Here is a 24,887-nt window from a genome sequence, read left to right as displayed (position 1 = left end):
TCATAAATCACACCTTTTTAAATTTAAGTAATTATACAAAATGTTATTTAATATAAATATCAGCATCATACTAAAACGATAATAATCCAAATTTACCGAGCATTATCAAGATGAAGTAGCCTACTATCATACCAAAAACACCGATTATTATACCTACTGTTGCCATATCTTTTTGTCTGATAAAGCCTTTTGCGTAAGCTAAAGCATTTGGCGGAGTGCTTATAGGAAGCGCCATAGCTAAAGAAGCTGAAAGAGCCAAACCGATAAGCAAAGCAGGAATTCCACCTAATGCGTCAAGGCTATCTTTCATACTAGTTCCTGCTGCTGCTAATATAGGTATCAAAAGTGCCGCCGTTGCAGTATTTGACATAAAAGTAGACATAAGACAGCATAAAAGCCCTGCTCCTATCATCATCAGCATCGCAGGCCATGAGTCAAACGGTATGTGCTGTACTAAATTTTGGGCAAGTCCAGTTTCATTCAGCCCTACTCCAAGAGCAAATCCGCCTGCTACTAGCCAAAGCACGTCCCAGTCTATGAGCTTTAAGTCTTGCTTTGTGATAACTCCAGTAACTGCAAAGATACCAAATGGTATGAGTGCTACGACGTTTGCATTTACGCCTGTTATTTTATCTGTTATCCAAAGAAGTATGGTTAGTGCAAAAGTCCCATAAACGATATAAGCTTTTGAAGACTTTTCAAATCCACTTTGTATCTGAATTTTTATCTCTTTTTGTTTAAAAGGAAATAACGTTTTTAAAATCCACCATGAAAATAGTAAGATTATAAGCATAATTGGCACCATAACCATCATCCAGCCTAAAAAGCTTACATCGGTACCTAATTTTTCTGTTATGTATTTGATAGCTATCGCATTTGGCGGTGTTCCGATAGGAGTACCGATACCGCCGACGTTTGCGGCTATAGGGATAGCAAGAGCTAGGCTTATCTTACCTTTACCATCAGATGGAAGCGAGATCAAAACAGGCGAGAGTATCGCAAGCATCATCGCTGCAGTTGCAGTGTTGCTCATAAACATAGAAAAAAATGCTGTCATAATGATAAAACCTAAAAGAACCATTTGTGAGTTGGTTCCAAACGGTTTTAAAAGTGCTTTTGCAAGCCCTACGTCAAGCTTGTATTTTGAAGCTGCGATCGCAAGGATAAAACCGCCCATAAAAAGCATAATGATAGGATCAGCAAACGTCGCCATAATGTCTTTGTAATAAATAAAAGTACCGTATTGATTTAAAATTTGGCTAGAAGCGTCTTTTGGGGGCATAAAAAATTTAAAACTACTAGTAGAAACGCTTAAATGCATAAGAACTATAACCATAACAGAAGTTGTCCAGATGGCAATAGCTTCTGTGATCCAAAGACAAGCCGCTAAAACAAATATCGCCGCAACTCTTTGTTCTACTATCGTTACTTCAAAAGGAAAAATCGACCTAGGTAAAAACCAAACTATCATCGCAAGAGCTATGCTCACATAAAGTTTGATGATCTTGCTTTTTCTATTGTGTTTTATACTTGGCAAAAGACTTTCGTTTTGATCCGTATCTTGCGAAATTTGCTTGCCTAGCGTATTTTGATTTATCATTATTAGTTCCAAATTTAAATGTGACATTGTATAAAAAGTAAATTTAAAGGCTGATAAAACAGCCAAATAGTCGTTTGAATTTGTAATGTCTTTTAAAATAAGCCTTAAAGTTCTCTGAGTTTTGCTATCTCATCTCTCAAGGCCGCAGCTTTTTCAAATTCCAAATTCTTGGCCGCTTCAAGCATCTGTTTTCTTAGCTCTTTTACGATCTTTGCTCGCTCGCTTACTGGCATTTTTTCTAGTTTTTTGGCTTTATTATATAAATTTGGTAGATCTTCTTCTTTTAGGCTATCTTCTAAATTTCTACTAGCTGAGCGTGGAGTTATGCCATGCTTTTTGTTGTATTCATCTTGATATTTTCGCCTAGCCTCGGTTATTTCAATCGCTTCTTTCATCGAATTTGTTATTTTATTTGCAAATAATATAACCGTTCCATTCACGTTTCTAGCTGCTCTTCCCATAGTTTGTATAAGGCTCGTGCGACTTCTTAAAAAACCCTCTTTATCGGCGTCTAAAACTGCTACTAAAGAGACTTCTGGTAGATCTAGCCCCTCACGAAGCAAATTTATACCGATAAGCATATCAAACTCACCTTTTCTAAGACCTCTTATAAGCTCATTTCTTTCTACTGCGTCGATGTCTGAGTGCATATATTTAACCTTGATACCAAGCTCAAGGTAATATCGAGTTAGCTCTTCACTCATCTTTTTAGTTAGAGTAGTTACTAGTACTCGCTCATTTCTTGCTATGACAACTTTAGCTCTATCAAACAAAACTTCTACTTGATTATCGCTGCTTATGACTTCTATACGTGGATCAAGAAGTCCAGTAGGCCTAAGTATTTGCTCATAAATATGACCTTTTGCGAGATCCATCTCATACTCGTTTGGGGTGGCTGAAACAAACAGATAGTTTGCCTTTTTTGCTATAAACTCATCAAATTTCAAAGGTCTATTATCAAGCGCTGATGGAAGTCTAAAACCATACTCAACCAAAACTTCTTTTCTGCTTCTATCGCCTGCGTACATTCCGCGAAATTGCGGCAAGCTCACGTGACTTTCATCTACTATAACAAGGTAGTCCTTGCCACTGACTTCAAAGTAATCAAACAAAGAGTATGGCGTCTCTCCAGGCTTTTGCCCAGTTAGGTAACGTGCGTAGTTTTCCACGCCTTTTGTGCTTCCGGTGCTTGAGAGCATCTCGAGGTCAAACTCCACTCTTTGCTTAAGTCTTTGATACTCGACTAATCTATTTTCTTTTTCATAAAATGCAAGTCTATCTTCAAGCTCAAGTTCGATATCTTTTATCGCCTGTTTTAGTCTATTTTCTCCGACTACAAACTGACTTGTCGCATATAGTATAAATTTACTAACGTCTTTTGTACGTCTGTTTTCTAACACATCAAAGTGATACATCGCGTCAAGCTCGTCTCCAAAAAACTCAAGCCTTATAGCCTCGTCATTAAAATACGCCGGATAGATATCTACCACGTCGCCATTTACTCGAAAATCCCCACGATCAAAGTACGAATCATTTCTTTTATATCCCATATCAACAAGCTTTAAAAGTAGCTCTTTTTGATTTAAGCTCATACCTATGTTTAGTAACAAAACCATACCTTTATACTCAGCAGGATTTCCTAAACCGTAGTTTGCAGATACAGAAGCCACTACTATCACATCATCAAACTCGAGCAAATTTGCAGTCGCACTAAGTCTTAAACGCTCAAGCTCATCATTTATAGAGCTATCTTTTTCTATAAAAAGATCTTGACGCGGTATATAGGCTTCAGGTTGGTAATAATCATAGTAGCTTATAAAATACTCAACGTGATTTTTAGGAAAAAAGCCCTTAAATTCGCTATAAAGTTGTGCTGCTAAGCTTTTGTTATGTGTCATAATGAGAGTTGGCATATTTAGGCGTTTTATCACGTTTGCCATCGTAAAAGTCTTGCCACTTCCAGTTACTCCTAAGAGGACGTTAAATTTATTTCCAGATTTTATGCTATCAACTATGTTTGTTACGGCTTTTTCTTGATCATCGCTTGGCTTAAATTTACTAGATATCTCAAATTTATCCATATATTCTCTTTTTTATTTTTTGTGAAATTATAGCTAAGTTATTATTTAAATTTAAATTGTAGAAATAAACGGTAAGTTATGTTAGTAAATTTAAAACTTACTAACATAATCTAAATTTGCTAATCCAAATGTGCGCTTTTGTAGTTTTTGCTTTTCTTTTCTATGATCTCATTAACTAAGTTGTCTAGTATCTCAAATAGACGATTAGAGTTTTCTTCTGCATAGTTAAACATATCTATAGCAGATCTTAGGTTGCCCTCTTCGTTTATTATATCTAGTCCGCCATTTACGTATTTGTGGACATTTGCGTGAGGTTCATCTATGAGTGCGTAGTTTGTCGCGTCTCCAAGAACCTCTTTTGCATCCGCCAAATACCATTTTCCAAGGCGACAGTTTTTATGATCTCCAAGGCTATTTGGATACGTTATAGCGTTGTTATAGCCGTTTATTTTGAAAACTACGTGGTCGCATTTTGCTAGTGATATAAATATCTCGTAGTAAGCGCACATAGACTCAAATCCTATCATATCTGATATATCATAAACTTGATCTACGTTTAGCTTAAAGCCACTTATACTTTCATTTGCCAAGCTCGCACTCGCATCTACGTTATTATTTACTTCTATCATTTCTACGGCATTTTGTTTTAGGATATTGATATTTGCTTCAACTTCCCCAGTCGCCTTTTGTGTTTTTTCGGCAAGCTTTCTTACTTCATCTGCCACTACGGCAAATCCTCTTCCAGCCTCTCCTGCACGCGCCGCTTCGATAGCTGCATTTAGAGCAAGTAAGTTTGTCTGATCTGATATATCTTTTATCAAATTTATAATGTTTGTTATCTCTTCTACACTTCTATTTAAATTTGAAGCTACATCTTTTGATCTATTTGTCGCTTCTGCTATAGATACTATCGATTTTATAAGATCGTTAGTAAGCTCGCTTAATTCTTTTGTCACGTCTAAGCATTGATCTGATTTTTGAGCTATCGATTTTACTCTTGAGAGTCTTTCTAAATTCTTTTGTATAGAAGAAAAATTTGATTTTTCACCTTTGATCATTAAATGAACTATGTCCATTTGAGCTTTCAAAAGTTCGTTTTGAGCTTTCAAAGTCTCGTTTTCCAGCCTTAAAGCTTCAAATTTAGCTTCGTCTATTTCAGGATTGGGCTTTTCTTCTTTAGGGATTATGACTTCTGGTTTTCTGCCAAACACGTTTTTCTCCTTTTGGATTTGTTGGTTATTTATAAAAATATAAATAAAAAATATATAATATATCTATTAAGAATATATTACAAACGAAATTATAATTACAAACACATTAATCTAATATAAAAAATTTGCATTATATGTGGCTTATAGTTTTATAAAAACATATCTATTTTCAGATAATTATGAACAAAAGTATGCTAAAATTAGATTATATTTTTAAAAAATAAAGGAATGATTATGTTTGAAAATGAAAAAGTTTTAAATACCCTAGCTTCAAAAGTAACAGAGTTGATGCTAAAGTACGAAGAAGCTTGCGAAACAGCTGAAGCCTTAAGAAACGAGCTAGTTAGCGTAAAAGCTCAAAACGAAGCTAAAACAAACCAAATCATGCGTCTTGAAGAAGAGCTAAAAACACAAAATTTAGCTAGTGATGATCTTCTTAAACAAGTAGAAGCAGTTCTTGGCAGATGAAACAAATCGTCCTAACAATCGCCTCTAAAGACTATACTATCCGCCTAGAAGATGATTTTGCAGATGCTTTTTCTAAAGATATAGAAAAGCTTTTGCAAAACAAATATCAATTTGGCGTAAAAGATCTACTAACGGCATTTATCCAAAAATGCCACGAAAGCTACACTCAAGGCTCTCAAATGGATCAAATTTTAGGTAGTTTAGACAAAACATTAAAATAAGGTCAAATTTTGAAAAAAGCATTTACTATGATAGAGTTAGTCTTCGTGATAATCATACTAGGAGTTTTAGCTAGTCTTGCAGTCCCAAAGCTCATTACTGGTAAAGATGATGCTCTAATTGCTAAAAGCATAGAGCAGATATCGGCTATAAGAACCGGCATAAAAAACTACAATGACAGTAATAAACTGAACGAAAAAGACTCATATCCAAGTAGTTTAGAAGATGGTGACACTCAGCTTTTTTCAAAAGTTTTGTCCGGCGCTGCTCTTAAAGAGTGGAGCAAAACTACAAACGATACTTACACTATAAATTTAAGCGGCAAAAATGCTACTTTTAAATATAACAGCTCAAACGGTAAATTTACATGTGAAAGCGGTTGCAAAGAGCTATTTGGTGGTAAATTTGAATAAGGAAAAGCAACTTTGAAAAAAGCATTTACGCTTCTTGAGCTTGTTTTTGTTATCGCGATGTTAGGTGTACTTGCAAGTATAGCTATACCTAAATTCGCTACAAATAAAAATGAAGTAGAAATAAAAAAAGCAAAAGCCAAAATAGCCCAGATACGAGCAGGCATAACCTCGTACGTAAATAAACAAATTTTAGCCGGAGAAAGCGACATATATCCGTTATATTTAGAAAAAGATAAAGATGAAAGCGATGAATTATTTAACAATATCTTATCGCAACCAATAATTGCCACCAAGGCTAAATTTAATGTAAAAGAAGATTTGACAAAATTAATAGGTTGGAGCAGAAGAAACAATTCTACGAGTGGAGCTACTCTCACTTTTGCCGGTAGGTATTTTCTAACACTTCCTGGAACAACAGATAAAAGCGAACGTATACGTTTTGATTGCTGCTCAAAATCTACAGAAAAAGGTAGCTCTAATCCGCAAGTTTGTTCTTTTAGCTATAATGATAAAGACGATAAAGGCAATAAAAATACTCTTTATGGTACTTTTTTATGTACTGATACAGTTGAAAAATGTTCTAAAATAGGCGAGATATCTTATAATAAATCTTAAATTTATAAATCAAAAAAAGGTAAAAATATGAAAAAAGCTTTTACACTTATAGAGTTAGTTTTTGTTATAGTGATACTAGGAGTTTTAGCTAGTCTTGCAGTACCAAAACTAGTTGGAAACAGCGATGATGCAGAGATAGTAAAAGCTAAAACGCAAGTCGCGACTATCAGAACTAAAATTCAGCTTTATGCAAATGAAAAAAAACTCAGCGGAAGCCAAGAATATCCGAATTTAGAAGAAGAAGGTAAAGAAGGTCTGTTTTCAGCAGTATTAGATAGTCCCATAAAAGCAAAAACAGATCAAAAATACGGCTGGAGCAAAAGTGGCGACAAATACACTTTTTCTACGCCAAGTAAAAGTGTTACTTTTACTTATGACAAAAATAATGGAAAATTTGAATGCGACATTAACGATGATTTGTGTAAATTTTTAGACAAATAACTCAAATGAACTATTATGAAATCGCTATAAGCGGTTTGGATTTAAAGCCGCTGACATATCAAAGTGATGAGTTCATCGCTCCTTTTACCGAAGTCAAAGTCCGAGTTAAAAATCGTATCCAAAACGGTTTTGTTTTGCAAAACGTTTGTAAACCTGAGTTTAAAACTCTAGATGTAATTCAAATTTTAAAAACAAAACTCACAGATATGCAAATAAGCTTAGCAAAGTTCATATCGCATTATTATCTCTGCGAGATAGGCGTGAGCTTGGCTCTGTTTGAGCCTATTAGCGAGTATAAAAACAAAGATATATCTTTCATAAAAGCTCCAAATTTAAGCAATGCTCAAAAAGATGCTTTGAATTTCATCAATGCAAACGATATATCATTGCTTTTTGGAGACACCGGAAGTGGAAAAAGTGAAGTCTATATAACAAGCATTAAAGAGGTTTTAAATAGTGGAAAACAAGCTTTACTTTTGATGCCTGAGATCTCGCTCACACCTCAAATGCAAAAACGTTTAGAGGATTACTTTGGAGGATCGGTTGGAGTTTGGCACTCTAAAATTTCGCCTAAAAACAAGCAAATTTTACTCGAGCGATTTTTTAATGGCGAGATAAAACTCATCGCAGGAGCAAGGTCGGCTCTGTTTTTACCATTTTGGAATTTAGGTCTTATCATCGTAGATGAAGAGCATGACGATAGCTATAAAAACGGCTCAAAACCATACTATAATGCTAGAGATCTTAGTGTTTATCTAGGAAAAGAAAACGGCATAAAAGTCATTTTAGGAAGCGCTACTCCAAGTATCACGAGCGTATATAAATTTCCATATTTTCGTCTCAAAGGCACATTTTTCTCATCGAAAAAGGAGTTTATTTACGACGCCAATCAAACTTGTATTTCTAATACTATCATAAATGAGTTAAGGCGTACTTTGGAGCTAAAAAAGCAAGCAGTCGTGTTTTTGCCTACTCGTGCAAACTTTAAATTTATAGTATGCAAAGAGTGTTTTTCTACTATAAAATGTCCATATTGCAGTGTTTCTATGAGTATGCATAAAAAAGCAAATGCTTTGAAATGTCACTACTGTGGCTTTGCATTGCCTTTACCAAAAACTTGCCCAAACTGCGGGAATGAAATGCTCGAAGCAAAAAAAATGGGTACTAGCGAGTTAGTAAGTGAGTTAGAAAAGATATTTCCTAGCGCTACTATCGCCAAATTTGACAAAGACGAGATAACTACGCATTCAAAATTAATAAACCTGCTTAAAAAATTTAACGATGGAAAAATAGATATATTAGTCGGTACACAAATGCTAAGCAAAGGACACGACTATCATAACGTAGAATTAGCCGTTATAATGGGACTTGATGAGCATTTAGAATACTGCGATTTTAGGGCTAGAGAAAAAACTCTGGCTCTAGCTATGCAAGTAGCTGGTAGAGCTGGTAGAGCTGGTCATGCTAGAGTCGTTTTGCAAAGCTTGCAAAGTGAATTTTTTAGTGAGTATATAGAGAATTACGATAAATTTATACAAGACGAGTTAGAGTACAGAAATCCGCTCTATCCGCCATTTAGTCGTTTGCTTAGGATAATAATACAAGACAAAAATGAAGTAAACGCAGTACACATTGAAGAAAATATACTAAATTCAATAAAAAACATAGAAAATTTGGAAATAATAGGACACGGAAAAGCTCTCATCGAGCAGATATCATCTAAGTACAGACGCGAGATAATGCTACGCTCTTGCTCGCATATACCGCTCTTAAAAGCCGGTGAGATAGCTAGGCAGTACTTTGCAAATGTGGATATAGATCCGGTAAATTTCAACTAAATTTACTGATTTATTATCATATTTGGTAGTTTTAGGCTTTTTGCAGTTTTACTAAAAACTATAAGATCCTCAACACTTTGAACACTCCAAGGCACTCTTTTTATACACTCTTTAAAGATCTCAGACGCAGCTATAGCGTCATTTAAAGCCCTATGATGAGCATTGTTTATGCCTAAAAGTTCTTTTAAAGTACCAAGTCCGTATTTTTGCGAAGGTATGGTTCTGCGAGCTAGATCTATAGTGCAAATTCGTCTATTTAAAAGCATACCAAAGCCCTGTTTTTCTAGGCTAACGCTTATAAAATCATAGTCAAATTTAACATTATGTGCTACAAATACACTATCTCCTAAAAACAGCTTGAACTTTTCAAGTACGCTCGCAAGACTGGGCGCGCCTATAAGATCTGTAGGATAAATCCCTGTAAGCTCACTGATATTTTCTGGAATATCAGGAGCATAAATAAAGCTCTCAAAACGGTCTATTTCTTTACCATCAAGTAGTTTTAGCGCCCCTATTTCGATGATCTGACCTGCTTTGATACCACCATTTGTTTCTATATCAACTACACAAAAAACTTGATCCTTAAAGTCTGTATATCTAGTTTTTAGGGTAACTTTTTTGGTTTCAGTTCTTATAAGATCTAATCCCAAAATATGCCAATCATCAAAGTTTTTTATATTAATGAGCTCTTTGATACTATCTATATCGTTGGCTTTTTGTAAAAAATCATAATGATTTAAGCTACTTTTGCCGAGTAAATTTATAAAGTTTTCTAGCTTTTGTTCCAAATTTATAACTTTTTATAATTTTAACGCTTTGATAGCTTCTGCGTAATCACTTGAGCTAAATACGAAATTTCCAGCTACTACTATATCTACGCCCGCTTCATCAAGTTCGCTAACGTTTAGTCCATTTACGCCTCCATCGACTTCTATAAGACAAGCTGCGTTTTTGGATTCTATGAGTTCTCTTAGTTGTTTTGCTTTATCTAAGACTGATGGGATAAACTTTTGTCCGCCAAAGCCGGGATTTACACTCATTAAAAGCACCATATCCACATCGTTTATTATGTATTCTAAGCTAGAAACAGGGGTGTGTGGATTTAACACTATAGCAGGATTTACGCCATTTTTTCTTATGTGATCACAGAGTCTTAAAGGATGTTTTTCTTCTTCTATATGGAAGCTTATAAATTTAGGTTTAAGCGGCAAAAATAGATCTACGAAAAACGGTACGTTTTCTACCATTAAATGAATATCCAAAGGCTTTGTGGACGATTTTGCGACTGCATTTACTACAAGTGGTCCTATGGTTAAATTCGGCACAAAATGCCCATCCATCACATCTACATGAACTAAGTCTGCTCCTGCCTCGCAGATAGCCTTTACTTCGTCATCTAGCCTTCCAAAATCTGCCGATAATATACTTGGTGCTACATACATTTTTTACCTTTCAAGCCGTAATTTTACAATTTAATTGCATAAATTCAGATAAAACAATATATCTCTTGAAAGCTTCTTTACAATTTTATGTTATACTAAAAATAAAAAAGGATGAATTTGAAGAGTATATTTTTAGTCTTGGCCCTATTGATAGCTAGTTTTTGGTATTGGGGTGTGCATTTTGGAGTGACTATTTTAGCCATATCTTTTCTTATATTTTTCCACGAACTCGGTCATTTTTTAGTTGCTAGATTTTTTGGCGTTAAAGTCAATACTTTTAGCATTGGATTTGGTGAGAAAATCTACACAAAAAGAGTCGGGGGTACTGATTATTGTTTAAGCGCTATTCCGCTTGGTGGCTATGTACAGCTTAAAGGACAGGACGATTTAGACCCAAAGCTAAAAAATTATGATAGCGATAGCTACAATGTTTTAAGCCCTATAAAACGTATAGCCATACTTTTTGCAGGTCCGTTTTTTAATCTTTTGTTAGCATTTTTCTTATATATCGCATTAGGATTTATCGGCGTAGATAAGTTAGCTCCTGTCGTAGGAGCTATCCAGCAAGACTCTGCTGCTAAGAGCGCAGGAATTTTAAAAGATGATAAGATAATAAGCATAAATGGCGTATCTATAAAGCAATGGGATGACATCAAAAAGCAAGTTAAACTTGAACCGATAAATATAGTCATCGATAGAAATGGTGAGCGTTTATCTATAAATTTAACGCCTAAAATCGGCGAAAGTATGAGTATGTTTAGAGAAAAAATTCAAACTCCACTCATAGGCATAAGCCCAAGCGGCGAGATAACAAAAGTGTATAACTCTGGTTTAAGCAGTATTTCTTACGCATTTAATGAAACTTTAGAAAGCTCAAAGCTCATTTATAAAGGGCTTGAAAAGCTGATAACTGGCGTAGTTCCTATCAAAGAGATGGGCGGCATAGTCGCTATGGCTGATATCACGACAAAAGCTTCAACTATAAGCATTTCGGTGTTATTTTTGATAGTGGCGTTGATATCTGTAAATTTAGGCGTTTTAAATCTGCTTCCGCTTCCAGTACTTGATGGCGGACATATAGTTTTTAACCTTTATGAGATGGTGTTTAAAAGACCGGTAAATGAAAAGGTTTTTACGGCGTTAAGCTACGGTTCTATGGCGTTTTTATTCGCGTTGATGGCGTTTACTATATTAAATGATATATTAAGACTTGCAGGAGTTTATGAATGAGATTAGATGAAATTTTAAACAAAATAGGAAGTACAAAACTTATCGCTGTTTCAAAAAACGTTACCGAAAACGAGGTTTTGGAGCTATACTCTCAAGGTCAAATGGACTTTGGGGAAAACAGAGTTCAAGAGCTAAAGCGTAAAAAAGATGTATTGCATAATCTAAATTTAAACTGGCATTTTATAGGTCGTTTACAAGCAAATAAAATCAATCATCTTCTAGCTCTACACCCTACTTTATGGCAAAGCTGCGAGAGTTTTTCTATGGCTCTAGCTGTGGATAAAAGGCTTGATTATACTTTGGATTGCTTGCTTCAGATAAACTCGGCTCACGAAGAGAGTAAACAAGGCGTAGATCCAAATGTAGCTATAGATGAATTTTTACGTATCAAACAGAGTTGCAAAAATCTAAATTTAGTAGGAGTGATGAGCATCGGTGCTCATAGTGATGACATAAAAGAGATACAAAAAAGCTTTGAGAGCACATATAAAATTTATGAGAATTTGCAAAAATATGGAGCAAAGATCTGCTCTATGGGAATGAGCAGTGACTACGAACTAGCTATAAAATGTGGCTCAAATATGATTCGTCTTGGAACGATTTTGTATAAATGAAATTTATAAATAAAAGAGATACTAAGTTAGCGGTAAGTTCGCTATTTTGGACAAAGATTTTGTCGCTTCATACAACTACCAACCAAACTCATAGGAAGAGTGAAAAAACTGGAAATAGATAACCCTCTAAACTCATTATTTATGCCCTATTTTGCAGCGCTTAGGGCATAAAGTTTTATAAAAATCGTCCATTCTTTCTTTATATATATCCTATTCTTCAATATAAGTATGACATTTTATAAAAATGTATCCATTTTGTTTCTTTGGTTTGTTAAATTTCTCTTACAAAACTTAAAGGAGACAAAATGCAAAGACGAAGTGTGTTAAAACTAGGTAGCTTAGGGCTAATGAGTGGATTTTTTACCAGTTCTTTACTTGGTGCAAATACTAAAAGTTTAATAGGATTTGAACAGATCGCCATTAGTACAGATGATGATTTTAAGGTAGCTAAAGGCTACAGCGCAAAGGTTCTTGTAAAATGGAGCGATCCGATCTTTAGTCACGCAAGAAAGTTTGATGAGAGTAAAAACATAGACGATGACTATGTAAAAAATGCGAATTTTGTATTTGGCGATAATGCCGATGGGCAAAAATACTTTGCAATAAATGGCTCAAAAGAAGGACTTTTAGTTACAAATAATGAATACGTCAATCCAGAACTTATGTTTAATCACAATGGTAAAAATATGAGTGCAAATGATATAAAATATCAACAAAATAGCCTTGGCGTAACCATACTAAACATCAAAAGAGACGGCTCAAACTTTTATAAATACGAGATAGATGGCAAATATAACCGCCTTATAAATATGAATACACCTATTTTGATAACAGGAGAAGCAAAAGGCGATGACGCTCTTAAAACTGCCACAGATCCAAAAGGAGAGCTTGTTTTTGGCACGTTAAATAATTGTGGATGCGGAAAAACTCCTTGGGGTACTTATCTGACTTGTGAAGAGAATTTCGATGATTTTTTTGGATCAAAAGATAGTAAATTTACGCCTAGCAAAAGTTTTGAAAGATATGGTATAAAAGCAAAAGGTGATGTATATGGGTGGCACCTTTTTGATGATAGATTTGACATAAAAGCCACTCCAAATGAAGCAAATCGTTTTGGTTGGATAGTGGAGATAGATCCGTTTGATCCAAAAAGTATGCCAAAAAAACGCACTGCGTTAGGACGTTTTAAACACGAAAATTGTGAAATAGTAGTAGATAAATTTGATAACGTAGTAGCTTACAGCGGCGATGACGAAAACAACGAATTCGTTTATAAATTTGTCGCAAAAAATAAATTTAATAGAACAAATTTAAAAGCAAATTTAGATATTCTTGAGTTTGGTACGCTTTATGTAGCTAAATTTGAAGGTGAGTTTGGAGAGTTTAAAGGTAAATTAAAATGGATAGAGCTAACATTTGGCAAAAACGGACTTACTAAAGAAAATGGCTTCATCTCACAAGCAGATATCTTGATAAGAGCTAGGCAAGCAGGCACTTTCGTAGGAGCTACTCCCATGGATAGGTGTGAGTGGATAAGCAAGGATCCAAACTCTGAGTTTTTATATGCCACTTTTACAAACAATAAAATAAGACAAGAAGTAGATGCTCCAAATCCTAGAGCAAAAAACAAATATGGTCAAATTCTAAAATGGGCACCAAAAAACGGCGATCATGCAAATGGCGACTTTACGTGGGAAACATTTATTTTGGCTGGAAACCCAAAGATCAAAAACGGACTTTATAAAGGTAGTAATAACATAAATTTAAATAATATGTTTAACTCTCCAGATGGTCTTGCTTTTGATAAAGACGGTCGTTTGTGGATAGCTACTGATGGGGATTACTCAAATACTGGGGATTACGAAGATATGGGAAATAACCAGCTACTTTGCGCTGATCCTTATAGTGGGGAGGTCAAGAGATTTGCCACTGGTCCAAGGGCTTGTGAGCTTACTGGGATCGCATTTAGCGATGATTATAAGACTATGTTTATCAGTGTCCAGCACCCAGGTGAAGAGTTAAAAGGCTCACACTGGCCAGAGGGCGGCTCTCATACTCCAAAATCAGCAGTCGTAATGATAACTAAAGATGATGGCGGCATTATAGGGGCGTAAGTTCAGATAAGTAAAACGCAGTGGCTTTGACTACTTGCGTTTTGCAAATTTAGCCTAAACTCGAAACATATATAAAACTACATTTATTTAGAAAATTATATAGATCATAGCAGTAAAAAATAGATAAATAACTAACAAGAATTAGGCTAAATTTGATATTCTGAGTTAAATCATATGAAGTTTTAAAATCATATTGTTTTGATTGTAGAATTTAGCTTAGCAAATAGCTAAGCCTTAGCGAGTTTAAAACTCACCTTTTACAGAAGCGACCCATTTGTCAGCTCTTGTTTTCCATTCTGGATCATTTTTGAAATCTATCGCAGCACCTACAAATTTACCATTTATAAATGCTAATGAGTGTGTAAATTTATATCCATCTACATCACTAGCACCCACAAGTTTTGCTCCACGAATCAGTGGTAAAAACTCTACTAAACCGTCTATGAATGTACTTGGATGTTTTACTTGACCACCTACTCCTACAAGTGCAACTGTTTTATTTATAAAACTTGCTTCAGCAACTACATTTAATTTAGCTTTGAAATCTTTTTGAAGCTCACCGTGTCCGTGAGTAGAAGCTGCAAATATAAATTTATCGAATTTATCGAAAAAATCAACGCTTAAATCTTTTACATCGATAACTTCGCTATCAAATTTACTGGCTATATACTCTGCAACTTCTTTTGTATCGCCACCATTTGAACCGTAAATAACGCCTATTTTTGACATATTTCATCCTTAAAAATAAAATTTCGTGGAATTATATCTAAATAAGACAAAAATTGTGCTTAAACAATATTAAAATATTACGGAAAAATATCATAGAAGTACAAAGCCCATATATAGGGCTTTGAGTAATTTTATAAGTATTTAGAAGCGTATGCAAGCCCAAGATCATAGGCTTTATTATTAGCCTCTTTTACTTTATCAGGAACTGAACTAAGCATTTTGGCACGAACTATCTCAGCGTCCATTACGCCTGTAAATTTGATAGCTACACCAAGAGCTACTACGCTTTGAGTGATGACATTTCCAACTTCATCTTTAGCTATAGAAATGATAGGAATCTCATATATTTTCCAGCGTTTTTTGTCTTCTTCGCTAGGTTTTACCAAATTCGGCTCTACTACGATGATACCACCGTCTTTTACGCCTTCTTTAAAAGTATCATAGCTTTTTTGCGCTGTAGCTAACATAAACTCTATCTCACCCTCATTTGCATAAGGATATCTTATCTCTTCATCACTTAATATGATATCAACTTTTGTTGGACCGCCACGTACTTGTGAAGTATAAGTTGAAGCCTTTACGCCGTATCCACCTGCTTCTATCTTGGCAGCTGAGAGAATCTCTCCAGCCAAGATAACGCCTTGTCCGCCTACTCCGACAAATCTTAACTCTGCTGAACTCATTTTATCTCCTCAAAGTTGATTTTTGTTTTGTTTTGAGCAGCCTCAATAACTTTTTGATAAGCTTTGCAATACTCTATATGACTCTCGTCTTTATGAAGCACACCAGTTGGGAATTTCCCATGTTTTTCTTCATCGCTAAGAGCGTCAAATTTAACTTTTGAAATCGTTCTTTGATCGATCCAGTCTATCATCTGTGTAGCTTCACCCATTTTATTTTTTCTACCTAAATTTATATGGCAGTTTGAGAAAATATCAAAAAAGCTATATCCTTCGTGTTTAAATCCTTCTACTAGAAGTTTTTCTATTCTAGTAGGATTTATCACAGTTTCACGCCCAACGAATGTAGCTCCAGCAGCAGTTGCGAGCTTTGCGGCGTCAAAATTTGGATCTATATTTCCCCATTGAGCCGTAACTGTCCAAAAGCCTTGTGGAGTCGTAGGGCTTGTTTGAGAGTTTGTAAGACCATAGATAAAGTTGTTTATTAAGATATGGTTTATATCTATATTTCTTCTACATCCGTGTATTGTATGATTTCCACCGATCGCAAGACCATCACCATCTCCAGTTACGACGATTACGTGTTTTTCTGGATTTGCTAGTTTGATACCTGTTGCATAGGCTATCGCACGACCGTGAGTTGTGTGAACTGTGTTGCAGTTTACATAACTTGAAAATCTACCTGAGCAGCCTATACCACTTACTACACACACATCATCCATATTCCAACCCATAGCGTCTATAGCTCTTATAACACTTTTTAAGATGACACCATCACCACAACCCCAACACCAAAGTGTAGGCATTTTACTTGTTCTTAGATAATTATCATAGTTAAAAGCCATCTTAAAACTCCTTAACTTTATTTATGATTTCGCTTGGACTAAGCGGACGACCGTTTGCTTTAAGTAATGTTTTAAAATCATTTCTTAAAGTACATCTTTGTATTTCTTCTAAATATTGACCCAAATTTAGCTCTGTCACCAAAATCTTTTTAAATTTAGAGCCGATCTCTTTTAGTTTGGCTTCTGGGCTTGGCCATAAAGTAATAGGTCTAAAAATACCTACTTTTATGCCTTCGTTTCTTAGTTTATCAACTGCTTCTTTTGCCGCTAAGCTTACGCTACCGTAGCAGATTATACAAATTTCAGCGTCGTCTAATTTATACTCTTCATAGTTTGATATTTCATCTATATGACCTTTTATTTTATTAAATAGTCTTTTTATGTTGTAGTCTACTAGTTTTCCATCTTCAGTCGGGAAGCCTGTTTCACCGTGATGAAGACCTGTTATGTGATAACGATAACCTTTAAAAAACGGATTTAAAGTAGCTGGTTCGTCTTCTTTTGCTTCATAAGGCTTATAATCTTTTGGATCTCCTTTAAACTCACGACGTGGCTCTATCTTTAGATCTGCAACCTCCGGAACTACGGCTTTTCCTTGCATGTGCCCGATAGTCTCATCAAGAAGCAAAAAAACCGGAGTACTAAAACGATTTGCAAGGTTAAATGCTCTTACTGTTTCAGTATAAATTTCATCCAAACTACCAGGGGCTACTGCAATAGAGCAATAATCACCGTGGCTAGGAGTTTTTGCTTGAAGAATATCTCCTTGAGCAACGCGAGTAGGAAGACCAGTAGATGGACCGCCACGCATAACATTTACTATAACCAAAGGAATTTCAGCTATAAATCCAAGACCTATCTGCTCTGATTTTAGTGAAATACCAGGTCCTGAGCTAGCGGTCATAGCCTTAGCACCGCTCATACTAGCGCCAAGAGCAACTGAAACACCAGCTATCTCATCTTCCATTTGTATAAATTTACCACCGTTTTTAGGCAATAAAACGCTTAATTCGTGTGCTACTTCACTTGATGGTGTTATAGGGTAACCGCCAAAAAAATTGCAACCACAATCCACAGCTGCACGTGATACAAGTGCATTTCCTGTTGTTATTATACTTCTCATTTGCTATACTTATTTAAGTTTCCTAAAATGATTTGCTTTTACAGCAGCAGCTCTCTCTTTTGCTTCTGGGGTAATTTTCGCAAATTTAAAGCCTTTGTCGGCAACATAGATAGCAAAATCAGGACAATGAAGCTCACAATCCCTACATCCTATACAGGATTCAGGATGACTTACTTCTATCATCATACCTTGAACAGCATGAATATCTTCTTTCATGCCCAAAACTCCTGCTGGGCAGTAGCTAACACAGATATCGCAAGCTTTGCATCTGTCCTCATCTACCCAAACAGCCATACCTACTGGTTGTTCTTTCATATCATTCTCCTATTAATTCTTTGATCTCATTACCAAGGACTTTATAACCATCTAAAAATATCAAGGCTAAAATCTCCCAAAATCCTTTAAGGAAATTTAGTCTAAAAACTATGGATATTCTATAGATTCCACCAAGCTTTGTGCTTATGTAAATTTAACTTAAAAAAGTTGATAAAAAAGCATTAGTTAAGAACTAGATTATCTATTTTATAAATTATTAATATTCAACGGTTATATATTTATATAGCTTATAATTTTAATAACTTTTTCGATACTATCTTTAAAGTTTTTCATCTCTTTTTGTGTTAAATTTAACTCCAAGATCTCTTTGATACCGTTATTGTCAAGTTTTACTAAGCGTCCAATAGATACTTCATCTTCGCCAAATTTACTAAATACAGAGCAACTAAGAGGCTTTTCATCGCCGTTTTTTATGCTTTCGCACATCTTTAGAACACCTGCACTAGGTGCGTAAAATGCTGAAGTTCCCATTAATTTTACTATATTTGCACCACCGTTTTTGGTTCTTTGTTTTATTTCTTCTATCTCATCTGGATCAAAGATATCTTTTATGCTTTTATCTTCAAATTTCATAGACGATTCTAAGCATATCATATCGTTATTGTGTGTTCCCACGCACTTTGCAAAGCATTTTGCGGACGACGTTCCTAGTTTTGAAGATATCTCATACTTAAGCCTTGCACTATCTAGTTCTCCTGCCATACCTATGACTTTTAAAGGACTAAATTTGCTAGCTTTTAAGGCTACATATACCATTATATCAAGTGGATTTGTCACTACTACTATAATAGAATTTGGCGCCCATTTAGCAATGTTAATCGCGCTAGAAGCTACTATTTTGGCGTTTGTGGCTATTAGATCTTCTCTTTTTTGATCTTCTCTTCTAGCAAAACCTGCTGTTATGACAACTATATCATAATCTTTGATCAAAGAGTAGTCATCACCGCCGACTACATCTATATCAAGATCTAAAGCAGCGACCATTTGAGCTAGATCGATAGCTTTAACAGTCGCAAGATTTTTATTTATATCTATAAGTGCTACTTTTTTACACACTTGTCTGGAAATAAGCAAACTTGCTGTGCAAGCCCCAACATTTCCAGCGCCTATAATTGCGATTTTCAAATCATTTTCCTAAAATTTCATTGAAAAGTTTGCTAGGTCTCATTATATTTGACACTAGTTTATCATCAAATTTATAGTATCCGCCTATTTCGACTCTTTTGCCTTGAGCTTTATTTAGCTCATTTACGATACTTTCTTTATTTTCGCTAAGCTCTTTTGCCATAGCACTAAATTTATCTTTTAGCTCACTATTTGCTAGTTCATTTGCCCAATAAAGAGTAAGATAAAAATGACTTCCGCGGTTATCATTTTCACCTATATTTTTACGTGGAGAATTGTCATTTTTTAAATAACTTTGGATTGCTTTATCAAGAGTATCTGCTAAGATTTTTGCCTCTTTTTTACCACTTATATTTGCAAGATGTTCTAAGCTTGCCCCAAGAGCTAAAAATTCACCCAAGCTATCCCATCTAAGGTGATTTTCTTCTATAAGTTGCCATGCGATTTTTGGTGCGCTTCCGCCAGCTCCAGTCTCAAAAAGTCCACCTCCATTTAGCAAAGGTACGATAGATAGCATTTTTGCACTAGTTCCTAGCTCAAGTATAGGGAAAAGATCAGTTAAATAATCTCTTAGCACATTTCCTGTCACACTTATAGCATCTTTTCCGCTTCTTATGATAGATATACTTCGTTTTATAGCTTTTGTCGGCTCAGCTATACTTATATCTAAATTTGAAAGATCATATTTTTTTAGTTCATCTGTTACGATTTGTATCATATTTGCATCATGGGCACGATTTTCATCTAACCAAAATATAGCAGGAGACTTCGTAGCTTTAGCTCTATTTATTGCTAGTTTTATCCAGTCTTTGATCGCTTCATCTTTAGCCTCTATAGCGCGAAATATATCTCCCTCTTCTACTTTAAACTCCATATTATCGCCATTATCGCTACTTACTATAAATTTACCATTGCTTTTTGCTATAAAAGTTTTATCGTGGCTTCCGTACTCTTCAGCTTTTTTTGCCATAAGCCCAACGTTTGAAACGCTTCCTATGGTTGCTGGATTTAAAGCTCCATTTGCTTTTAGATCTTCGATAGTTGCTTCATATATGGTAGCGTAAGTCTTATCTGGGATAACGGCCAAAGTATCTCTAGCATCACCTTTCTTATCCCACATTTTACCGCTATTTCTTATCATTGCAGGCATCGAAGCGTCGATTATAACGTCGCTTGGAACGTGCAAGTTTGTGATACCTTTGTCGCTATCTACCATAGCAAGATCTGCTCTAGTGGCGTAAATTTCATCAAATTTAGCTAGAATTTTTGCTTTGCAAGGTAGATTTTCTATTTTTGCAAATAGATCTTTTAGCCCGTTGTTTTGGTTTACTCCAGCCTCTTTAAGCTCACTTGCAAACTCTTCAAATATCTCTTTAAAAAATACCTTTACAAAATGTCCAAAAATCACAGGATCGCTGACTTTCATCATAGTAGCTTTTAGATGTACTGAATAAAGCAAACCACTGTCTTTAGCGTCTTTTATACTTTCTTCTATAAATTTATCAAGTTTATTAGCACTTAGAAATGTAGCGCTAATAATGTCCCCACGTCCGGCTTTTATGCCGTCTTTTAATAGCTCTTTTTTGCCATGAGCATCTTCAAATTCTATCTTAAATTTGGTATCTCCGCTAACTATGACTGATTTTTCATTTGAGTAAAAATCACCACCATTCATATATGATACGCGTGTTTTTATATCTTTGCTCCAAGCTCCGTTTTTATGTGGGAATTCTTTTGCATACGCTTTAACAGCCGCAGCACATCTTCTATCTGAGTTGCCTTCTCTAAGTACTGGATTTACAGCACTTCCAAGCACTTTTGCATATCTAGCTTTTATGCTTGCTTCTTTGTCATTACTAGGATTTTCAACATAATTTGGAACCGCGTAACCTTTGCTTTGAAGCTCTGCTATAGCAGCATTTAGTTGTGGAAGTGACGCTGAAATATTTGGGAGCTTGATTATATTTGCAGTTTTTTCTTTTGTCATTTCACCTAAAATTTCTAAGAAATTAGGTACTTTTTGCTCTTCTTTTAGGTATTCTGGAAAGTTTGCAAGTATTCTTGCTGCTAAAGAAATATCCATAGTTTCTATATCAATGCCGCCGCGTGACAAAAACTCTTTTATGATAGGGAACAAAGAGTAAGTCGCGAGTGCTGGCGCCTCGTCTGTGTAAGTGTAGATTATATCAGCCATTTTTTTCCTTTTTTATTAAATTTTTATAATTCTATCAAACATTTTGTTAATTTTTATATCCATTAGCCTATTTATTTTTTATTTTTATAAAAAATTAAGTTATTTTTTTTGGACTCATTACCGAATTTTAATGCAAAGCTTCTATGACGTCTTTTGCAGTTTTACAGTTTTGTATCTCGCTTATGATCTCATCTCTACCCCATATAACGTGGATATAGCGCATATCGGCATTTTTCGCAGCCAAGTAATCTTTCGCGCTGTCTCCGATAAATGCACATTCTACGCCAAATTTATCTCTTATGATGTTTAACATAGCAGGATCTGGTTTTGGTGCAATGCCTTTACTTGCTCCTACTATAGTCTCAAAATACCCCAAAATGCCACAATTTTTAAGGATATTTTCTATAGTTGCGTGTGGCGCGTTTGTAGCTACTCCAAGCAGATAATCTTTTTCTTTTAAAGCTTCTAAAAGCTCCATAGCTTCTTTATAAACTACAGCGTAAAGCTCATAGTTTTTATTAAATTCTTTTTCAAATTTTAACCTCATATCGGTAGTTATCTCATCAAAACCATAGAATTCTTTGATAGAGTTTTTTTGAGGATCATTTATAATAGACATTATGAAATCATCATCTAATTCAGGCATCTGCATACAAGCTCTCATATGATTTATCGTCTTGCAGATAGCTTTTTTACTATCTATAAGAGTACCGTCCATATCGAAAATAACACATTTAATACTCATCTAAGCCACCTTTTTTATGTTTTTCTTTTTTATAAGTTTTTGAATTTTTTAGCTTTTCTAGGTTATTTGCAGCCCTTAAAAGCTCCTCTTTGTCTGTAGATCTTGAAGTTAGATTTGCAAAGTCACAAAGTGATTTAGTATAAGGTTGATCTAAAAATGCCGGTTCTACCTTTAATAAAATTTCAAGATTTTTCTTAACAAGAGTGGTAAATTTATCCATATCAAAATCTTCTCGCTTTAAATTTCTAATAACAAGCTTGCTGTATTTCTCCAAAGCTCTTAGATAGCGCACTCTTTTAAATTTATCATCATTCATTATAACTTCCAAAAGTTCAAGTTTTATGAAAAATTATATCAAAATTAAACAAATATATTTCTTTAAAATAATATAAAATTATTGTTTTAAAGTAAAAAAATATGCTAATATTTACCATTTTATCGAGATTATTAAGCAATAATTAATTTGAATTTACATAAAATATTACCGTACTACAGTGTATTAATTAAATATTAATCAATAATTAACTATTCATCTAGGTACAAAAATTCAAAATATGGGGAGGGGGGACTTATGTTTGGTGGATCAAATAGCAATGAACTCAAAAAATATAAGAGCGAAGTAGAAGCTCTTAAAAGTGAACTCGAGCAAAAGAACAGAGAAAACGAGGCATTAATCTTAGAAAATGAGAAGCTTAAAGCAAAAGCTCTTCAAGATATTGATTGCGAAGCCATATCTGCACTTGCGAGTACTATGGTAGGCGGCGCAAAAGACGGTATCAAAAATATACAAGAAGGCATAGAAAGAAATTTAAAACTATCTCACGATACAATAGATAAAACAGAAGACACTATAAGCAGTATCAAGCTTTTATCTAGCTCAAGTAATGATCTGATATCTTCTTTAAACGAAATAACAAACTCATCAAATAAATCACGTGCAACAGCTGAAAATCTTCACAAAAGCGTAGATGAGATCACAAATGTAATAAATTTAATAAAAGATATTTCCGATCAAACAAATCTTTTAGCGTTAAACGCAGCTATAGAAGCGGCGCGTGCAGGCGAACACGGACGCGGATTTGCCGTCGTTGCCGATGAAGTAAGAAAACTAGCAGAGCGTACTCAAAAAGCAACCGCAGAAGTAGAAATGAACATAAATTTACTTAAACAAAATGCTAGTGATATGTTTACTCAAAGTGAAGAAGTAGAAAATATCTCTATAAAATCGAATGAACATATAGAAGAATTTATAGCTAAATTTGAAGATCTCGTCAAAAACTCAAAATACATCGAGTGCAGTTCTATCGTGATATACAACGAGATATTCGCGTCACTTGCAAAACTAGATCACGTTATATTTAAGATCTTTGGATACGGACACGTTCTTACTAAAAACTATGAAGCCATGAGCGACCACCTTAGTTGTCGTCTTGGAAAATGGTATGAAGGCGCTGGAAAAGAGGTATTTGGCTCAACCGCGCAATACGCTCAGCTTATCGAGCCGCATAAACAAGTCCACGCAGCCATAAACAAGGCTATAGAATTATCAGGCAAAAAAGCCAGAAGTGAGCTTGTGCTAGAGCAATTTAACAAAGCTGAAGAAGCGAGTATGAGACTATTTGGAATATTTAGCGAAATGGTAAAAACCAAAACTTGCTCTATGGATTAGTATGATTTACCGCTTTTTTGCGGTAAATTTCTCTTAGTTGCAAATTTTAGCTTCTTAAATTTTTCTTAGTAAAACTCCACATTCTATATGTTTTGTATGCACAAACTGATCAAAGATAGCAAATTTAGATATTCTATGAGTTCTACAAAGAGTCTTTAAATTTTCTTTTAAAGTTAGAGGATTGCAAGATATATAAATGATATTTTCATATTTTTTCATAAATGCTAGTACACTTTCATCACAGCCTGCACGTGGCGGATCTACTAAAATATGACTAAAATCAAACTCGTCTAAACAAACATCTTTAAGACGTACAAACTCTCTTTTCTTAGCAAATGCTTCCATAAGCTCTTCTGCACTCATTCTTAGGAATTTGATATTTTTTGCACTGTTTGATTCACAGTTTTTTTGAGCGCTTAAAATAGAGTTTTTACTTATCTCAGTAGCTAATACTTTTTTAAATTTAAAACTCATCGGGATAGTGAAATTTCCATGTCCACAGTAAAGTTCCAATAAATCTTTGGTGTTTGAAGAACAGTCTAATGCCCAAGAGATCATCTTTTCATTCATAATCGTATTAGGCTGGATAAAAGCTGCGTCGCCAAAAGTATAGCTATAATCCTTGCCTTTTATAGACAAAGTCTCATTTAGATAAGGGCTGCCAAAAACAAGCTTTTTACCCCTACTTCTAGCTATTAAATTTACACCGAGTTCAAAATGAAGATCTTCAAGCTCTTTTTTTATAGTACAAATGTCTTTATGGTAAAGCAAAATAGCCAAAATTTCATTTTTTGTAGAGATAAACTCCACTCCAAAAAGCTTTTGTTTTAAAGCCAAAACAGAGCTTATTTTTTTTAGCAAGACAGGCATTAAATTTGATATCTGAGCGCTTACTATCTCACACGCATTTATCTTTACGAATTTATTAGCTACTCCTCTCATAGAGTAGCTAATGCCATCATTATCGTGATAAATTCCAAACTCCGCCCTACTTCTAAATTTAGACACAGGCGAGCTGAAAAACTCAAATTCACCACTATAAAATTCATCAAACAACTCTCTTACAAAACCTTGCTTAAATCTGATCTGTTCATCATAGCTAGTTTCAAAAATACAGCTTCCGCAGTCCTTAAGATATACACAATCAAGCTTCAA

25 protein-coding genes and 2 pseudogenes are annotated in these 24,887 nt (G+C 34.8%); 11 read left to right on the top strand and 16 right to left on the bottom strand.

Features of this window, described 5'->3' with window-relative positions:
• Positions 1-70 precede the first annotated feature (70 nt).
• The 4 genes and pseudogenes from CHHT_RS04645 to CHHT_RS09410 form a co-directional block, all read right to left on the bottom strand.
• Positions 71-1,600, bottom strand: coding sequence for an SLC13 family permease (locus CHHT_RS04645; protein WP_051663693.1), 1,530 nt, complete (start codon positions 1,598-1,600; stop codon positions 71-73).
• Positions 1,601-1,704: 104 nt separating this feature from the next.
• Positions 1,705-3,681, bottom strand: a complete 1,977-nt coding sequence (gene uvrB, locus CHHT_RS04640; protein WP_064019744.1) for an excinuclease ABC subunit UvrB — start codon at positions 3,679-3,681, stop codon at positions 1,705-1,707.
• A gap of 119 nt (positions 3,682-3,800) precedes the next feature.
• Positions 3,801-4,190 (bottom strand): CZB domain-containing protein, encoded by a 390-nt coding sequence (locus tag CHHT_RS09415; protein ID WP_370510341.1) that lies wholly within the window; start codon positions 4,188-4,190, stop codon positions 3,801-3,803.
• A gap of 60 nt (positions 4,191-4,250) precedes the next feature.
• A pseudogene (locus CHHT_RS09410) lies at positions 4,251-4,514 on the bottom strand (methyl-accepting chemotaxis protein); the annotation flags it as partial.
• Positions 4,515-5,126: 612 nt separating this feature from the next.
• Here CHHT_RS09410 and CHHT_RS04630 point away from each other — a divergent pair.
• From CHHT_RS04630 to CHHT_RS04605, 6 genes are read left to right on the top strand one after another with little or no spacing between them, the layout of a single operon-like run.
• Complete coding sequence (locus CHHT_RS04630) at positions 5,127-5,360, top strand: hypothetical protein (RefSeq protein WP_034961261.1); 234 nt, start codon at positions 5,127-5,129, stop codon at positions 5,358-5,360.
• Positions 5,357-5,581 carry a hypothetical protein gene (locus tag CHHT_RS04625; RefSeq protein ID WP_034961263.1) on the top strand — a complete coding sequence of 75 codons (225 nt, stop codon included), beginning with the start codon at positions 5,357-5,359 and terminating at the stop codon, positions 5,579-5,581. The genes CHHT_RS04630 and CHHT_RS04625 overlap by 4 nt, the downstream gene beginning before the upstream one ends.
• 9 nt (positions 5,582-5,590) lie before the next feature.
• Positions 5,591-5,992: a type II secretion system protein gene (locus CHHT_RS09285; protein ID WP_051663694.1), complete on the top strand. Its 402-nt coding sequence runs from the start codon at positions 5,591-5,593 to the stop codon at positions 5,990-5,992.
• 12 nt (positions 5,993-6,004) lie between these two features.
• Entirely contained in the window at positions 6,005-6,607 is a 603-nt protein-coding gene (locus CHHT_RS04615; RefSeq protein ID WP_051663695.1) for a type II secretion system protein, read from the top strand.
• Between the two features lie 27 nt (positions 6,608-6,634).
• On the top strand, positions 6,635-7,048 hold the full coding sequence (locus CHHT_RS09280) for a type II secretion system protein (protein ID WP_034961266.1): 414 nt from the start codon (positions 6,635-6,637) through the stop codon (positions 7,046-7,048).
• 5 nt (positions 7,049-7,053) lie between these two features.
• Positions 7,054-8,886 carry a primosomal protein N' gene (locus tag CHHT_RS04605; RefSeq protein ID WP_034961268.1) on the top strand — a complete coding sequence of 611 codons (1,833 nt, stop codon included), beginning with the start codon at positions 7,054-7,056 and terminating at the stop codon, positions 8,884-8,886.
• 2 nt (positions 8,887-8,888) lie between these two features.
• Here CHHT_RS04605 and CHHT_RS04600 read toward each other — a convergent pair whose 3' ends face one another.
• Positions 8,889-9,674 (bottom strand): 3'-5' exonuclease, encoded by a 786-nt coding sequence (locus CHHT_RS04600; RefSeq protein ID WP_034961271.1) that lies wholly within the window; start codon positions 9,672-9,674, stop codon positions 8,889-8,891.
• 12 nt (positions 9,675-9,686) lie between these two features.
• The gene (gene rpe, locus CHHT_RS04595; protein WP_034961274.1) at positions 9,687-10,328 is read right to left on the bottom strand and encodes a ribulose-phosphate 3-epimerase; all 642 of its coding nucleotides are present in this window, start codon (positions 10,326-10,328) and stop codon (positions 9,687-9,689) included.
• A gap of 117 nt (positions 10,329-10,445) precedes the next feature.
• Here rpe and rseP point away from each other — a divergent pair, with 117 nt between their 5' ends.
• From rseP to CHHT_RS04580, 3 genes are all read left to right on the top strand, one after another.
• Positions 10,446-11,558: an RIP metalloprotease RseP gene (gene rseP / locus CHHT_RS04590; protein ID WP_034961275.1), complete on the top strand. Its 1,113-nt coding sequence runs from the start codon at positions 10,446-10,448 to the stop codon at positions 11,556-11,558.
• Entirely contained in the window at positions 11,555-12,172 is a 618-nt protein-coding gene (locus tag CHHT_RS04585) for a YggS family pyridoxal phosphate-dependent enzyme (RefSeq protein WP_034961277.1), read from the top strand. Before rseP ends, CHHT_RS04585 begins: the two co-directional genes overlap by 4 nt.
• 305 nt (positions 12,173-12,477) lie before the next feature.
• Complete coding sequence (locus tag CHHT_RS04580) at positions 12,478-14,286, top strand: PhoX family protein (protein ID WP_034961279.1); 1,809 nt, start codon at positions 12,478-12,480, stop codon at positions 14,284-14,286.
• 243 nt (positions 14,287-14,529) lie between these two features.
• On the opposite strand, the gene CHHT_RS04575 is transcribed toward CHHT_RS04580, so the two are convergent.
• The 9 genes from CHHT_RS04575 to CHHT_RS04535 form a co-directional block, all read right to left on the bottom strand.
• Positions 14,530-15,015 carry a flavodoxin domain-containing protein gene (locus tag CHHT_RS04575; protein WP_034961282.1) on the bottom strand — a complete coding sequence of 162 codons (486 nt, stop codon included), beginning with the start codon at positions 15,013-15,015 and terminating at the stop codon, positions 14,530-14,532.
• 131 nt (positions 15,016-15,146) lie between these two features.
• On the bottom strand, positions 15,147-15,698 hold the full coding sequence (locus tag CHHT_RS04570) for a 2-oxoglutarate:acceptor oxidoreductase subunit OorC (RefSeq protein ID WP_034961284.1): 552 nt from the start codon (positions 15,696-15,698) through the stop codon (positions 15,147-15,149).
• Complete coding sequence (locus CHHT_RS04565) at positions 15,695-16,540, bottom strand: 2-oxoglutarate ferredoxin oxidoreductase subunit beta (RefSeq protein WP_034961286.1); 846 nt, start codon at positions 16,538-16,540, stop codon at positions 15,695-15,697. The genes CHHT_RS04570 and CHHT_RS04565 overlap by 4 nt, the downstream gene beginning before the upstream one ends.
• Before the next feature lies 1 nt (position 16,541).
• Entirely contained in the window at positions 16,542-17,663 is a 1,122-nt protein-coding gene (locus CHHT_RS04560) for a 2-oxoglutarate synthase subunit alpha (protein ID WP_034961289.1), read from the bottom strand.
• 9 nt (positions 17,664-17,672) lie between these two features.
• The gene (locus tag CHHT_RS04555; protein ID WP_034961291.1) at positions 17,673-17,978 is read right to left on the bottom strand and encodes a 4Fe-4S binding protein; all 306 of its coding nucleotides are present in this window, start codon (positions 17,976-17,978) and stop codon (positions 17,673-17,675) included.
• A gap of 231 nt (positions 17,979-18,209) precedes the next feature.
• Positions 18,210-19,124 (bottom strand): malate dehydrogenase, encoded by a 915-nt coding sequence (locus CHHT_RS04550; protein ID WP_034961295.1) that lies wholly within the window; start codon positions 19,122-19,124, stop codon positions 18,210-18,212.
• 1 nt (position 19,125) lies between these two features.
• Positions 19,126-21,318, bottom strand: a complete 2,193-nt coding sequence (locus CHHT_RS04545; RefSeq protein WP_034961297.1) for an NADP-dependent isocitrate dehydrogenase — start codon at positions 21,316-21,318, stop codon at positions 19,126-19,128.
• 127 nt (positions 21,319-21,445) lie between these two features.
• Complete coding sequence (locus CHHT_RS04540; protein WP_034961299.1) at positions 21,446-22,063, bottom strand: HAD family hydrolase; 618 nt, start codon at positions 22,061-22,063, stop codon at positions 21,446-21,448.
• Positions 22,053-22,379, bottom strand: a complete 327-nt coding sequence (locus tag CHHT_RS04535; RefSeq protein WP_034961302.1) for a hypothetical protein — start codon at positions 22,377-22,379, stop codon at positions 22,053-22,055. Before CHHT_RS04535 ends, CHHT_RS04540 begins: the two co-directional genes overlap by 11 nt.
• Before the next feature lie 651 nt (positions 22,380-23,030).
• Here CHHT_RS04535 and CHHT_RS09405 point away from each other — a divergent pair.
• Positions 23,031-23,288 (top strand): annotated as a pseudogene (locus CHHT_RS09405) (methyl-accepting chemotaxis protein); the annotation flags it as partial.
• Positions 23,289-23,369: 81 nt separating this feature from the next.
• Entirely contained in the window at positions 23,370-23,732 is a 363-nt protein-coding gene (locus tag CHHT_RS09400) for a CZB domain-containing protein (protein ID WP_407712483.1), read from the top strand.
• 54 nt (positions 23,733-23,786) lie between these two features.
• On the opposite strand, the gene trmA is transcribed toward CHHT_RS09400, so the two are convergent.
• Entirely contained in the window at positions 23,787-24,887 is a 1,101-nt protein-coding gene (gene trmA / locus CHHT_RS04525; protein WP_034961307.1) for a tRNA (uridine(54)-C5)-methyltransferase TrmA, read from the bottom strand.

This window comes from Campylobacter hyointestinalis subsp. hyointestinalis, from assembly GCF_013372145.1.
GTDB lineage: Bacteria > Campylobacterota > Campylobacteria > Campylobacterales > Campylobacteraceae > Campylobacter > Campylobacter hyointestinalis.
This window is presented reverse-complemented; position numbering and strand designations above follow the sequence as displayed.

Coding starts and splice junctions, on each gene's coding strand:
- CHHT_RS04555 (WP_034961291.1), bottom strand. CDS start 17,978: ATGAAAGAACAACCAGTAGGTATGGCTGTTTGGGTAGATGAGGACAGA.
- CHHT_RS09280 (WP_034961266.1), top strand. CDS start 6,635: ATGAAAAAAGCTTTTACACTTATAGAGTTAGTTTTTGTTATAGTGATA.
- CHHT_RS04630 (WP_034961261.1), top strand. CDS start 5,127: ATGTTTGAAAATGAAAAAGTTTTAAATACCCTAGCTTCAAAAGTAACA.
- CHHT_RS09415 (WP_370510341.1), bottom strand. CDS start 4,190: ATGTGCGCTTACTACGAGATATTTATATCACTAGCAAAATGCGACCAC.
- CHHT_RS04545 (WP_034961297.1), bottom strand. CDS start 21,318: ATGGCTGATATAATCTACACTTACACAGACGAGGCGCCAGCACTCGCG.
- CHHT_RS04560 (WP_034961289.1), bottom strand. CDS start 17,663: ATGAGAAGTATAATAACAACAGGAAATGCACTTGTATCACGTGCAGCT.
- rpe (WP_034961274.1), bottom strand. CDS start 10,328: ATGTATGTAGCACCAAGTATATTATCGGCAGATTTTGGAAGGCTAGAT.
- CHHT_RS04625 (WP_034961263.1), top strand. CDS start 5,357: ATGAAACAAATCGTCCTAACAATCGCCTCTAAAGACTATACTATCCGC.
- uvrB (WP_064019744.1), bottom strand. CDS start 3,681: ATGGATAAATTTGAGATATCTAGTAAATTTAAGCCAAGCGATGATCAA.
- CHHT_RS04585 (WP_034961277.1), top strand. CDS start 11,555: ATGAGATTAGATGAAATTTTAAACAAAATAGGAAGTACAAAACTTATC.
- CHHT_RS04570 (WP_034961284.1), bottom strand. CDS start 15,698: ATGAGTTCAGCAGAGTTAAGATTTGTCGGAGTAGGCGGACAAGGCGTT.
- CHHT_RS04540 (WP_034961299.1), bottom strand. CDS start 22,063: ATGAGTATTAAATGTGTTATTTTCGATATGGACGGTACTCTTATAGAT.
- CHHT_RS04575 (WP_034961282.1), bottom strand. CDS start 15,015: ATGTCAAAAATAGGCGTTATTTACGGTTCAAATGGTGGCGATACAAAA.
- CHHT_RS04645 (WP_051663693.1), bottom strand. CDS start 1,600: ATGATAAATCAAAATACGCTAGGCAAGCAAATTTCGCAAGATACGGAT.
- CHHT_RS04605 (WP_034961268.1), top strand. CDS start 7,054: ATGAACTATTATGAAATCGCTATAAGCGGTTTGGATTTAAAGCCGCTG.
- CHHT_RS04535 (WP_034961302.1), bottom strand. CDS start 22,379: ATGAATGATGATAAATTTAAAAGAGTGCGCTATCTAAGAGCTTTGGAG.
- CHHT_RS04565 (WP_034961286.1), bottom strand. CDS start 16,540: ATGGCTTTTAACTATGATAATTATCTAAGAACAAGTAAAATGCCTACA.
- CHHT_RS04580 (WP_034961279.1), top strand. CDS start 12,478: ATGCAAAGACGAAGTGTGTTAAAACTAGGTAGCTTAGGGCTAATGAGT.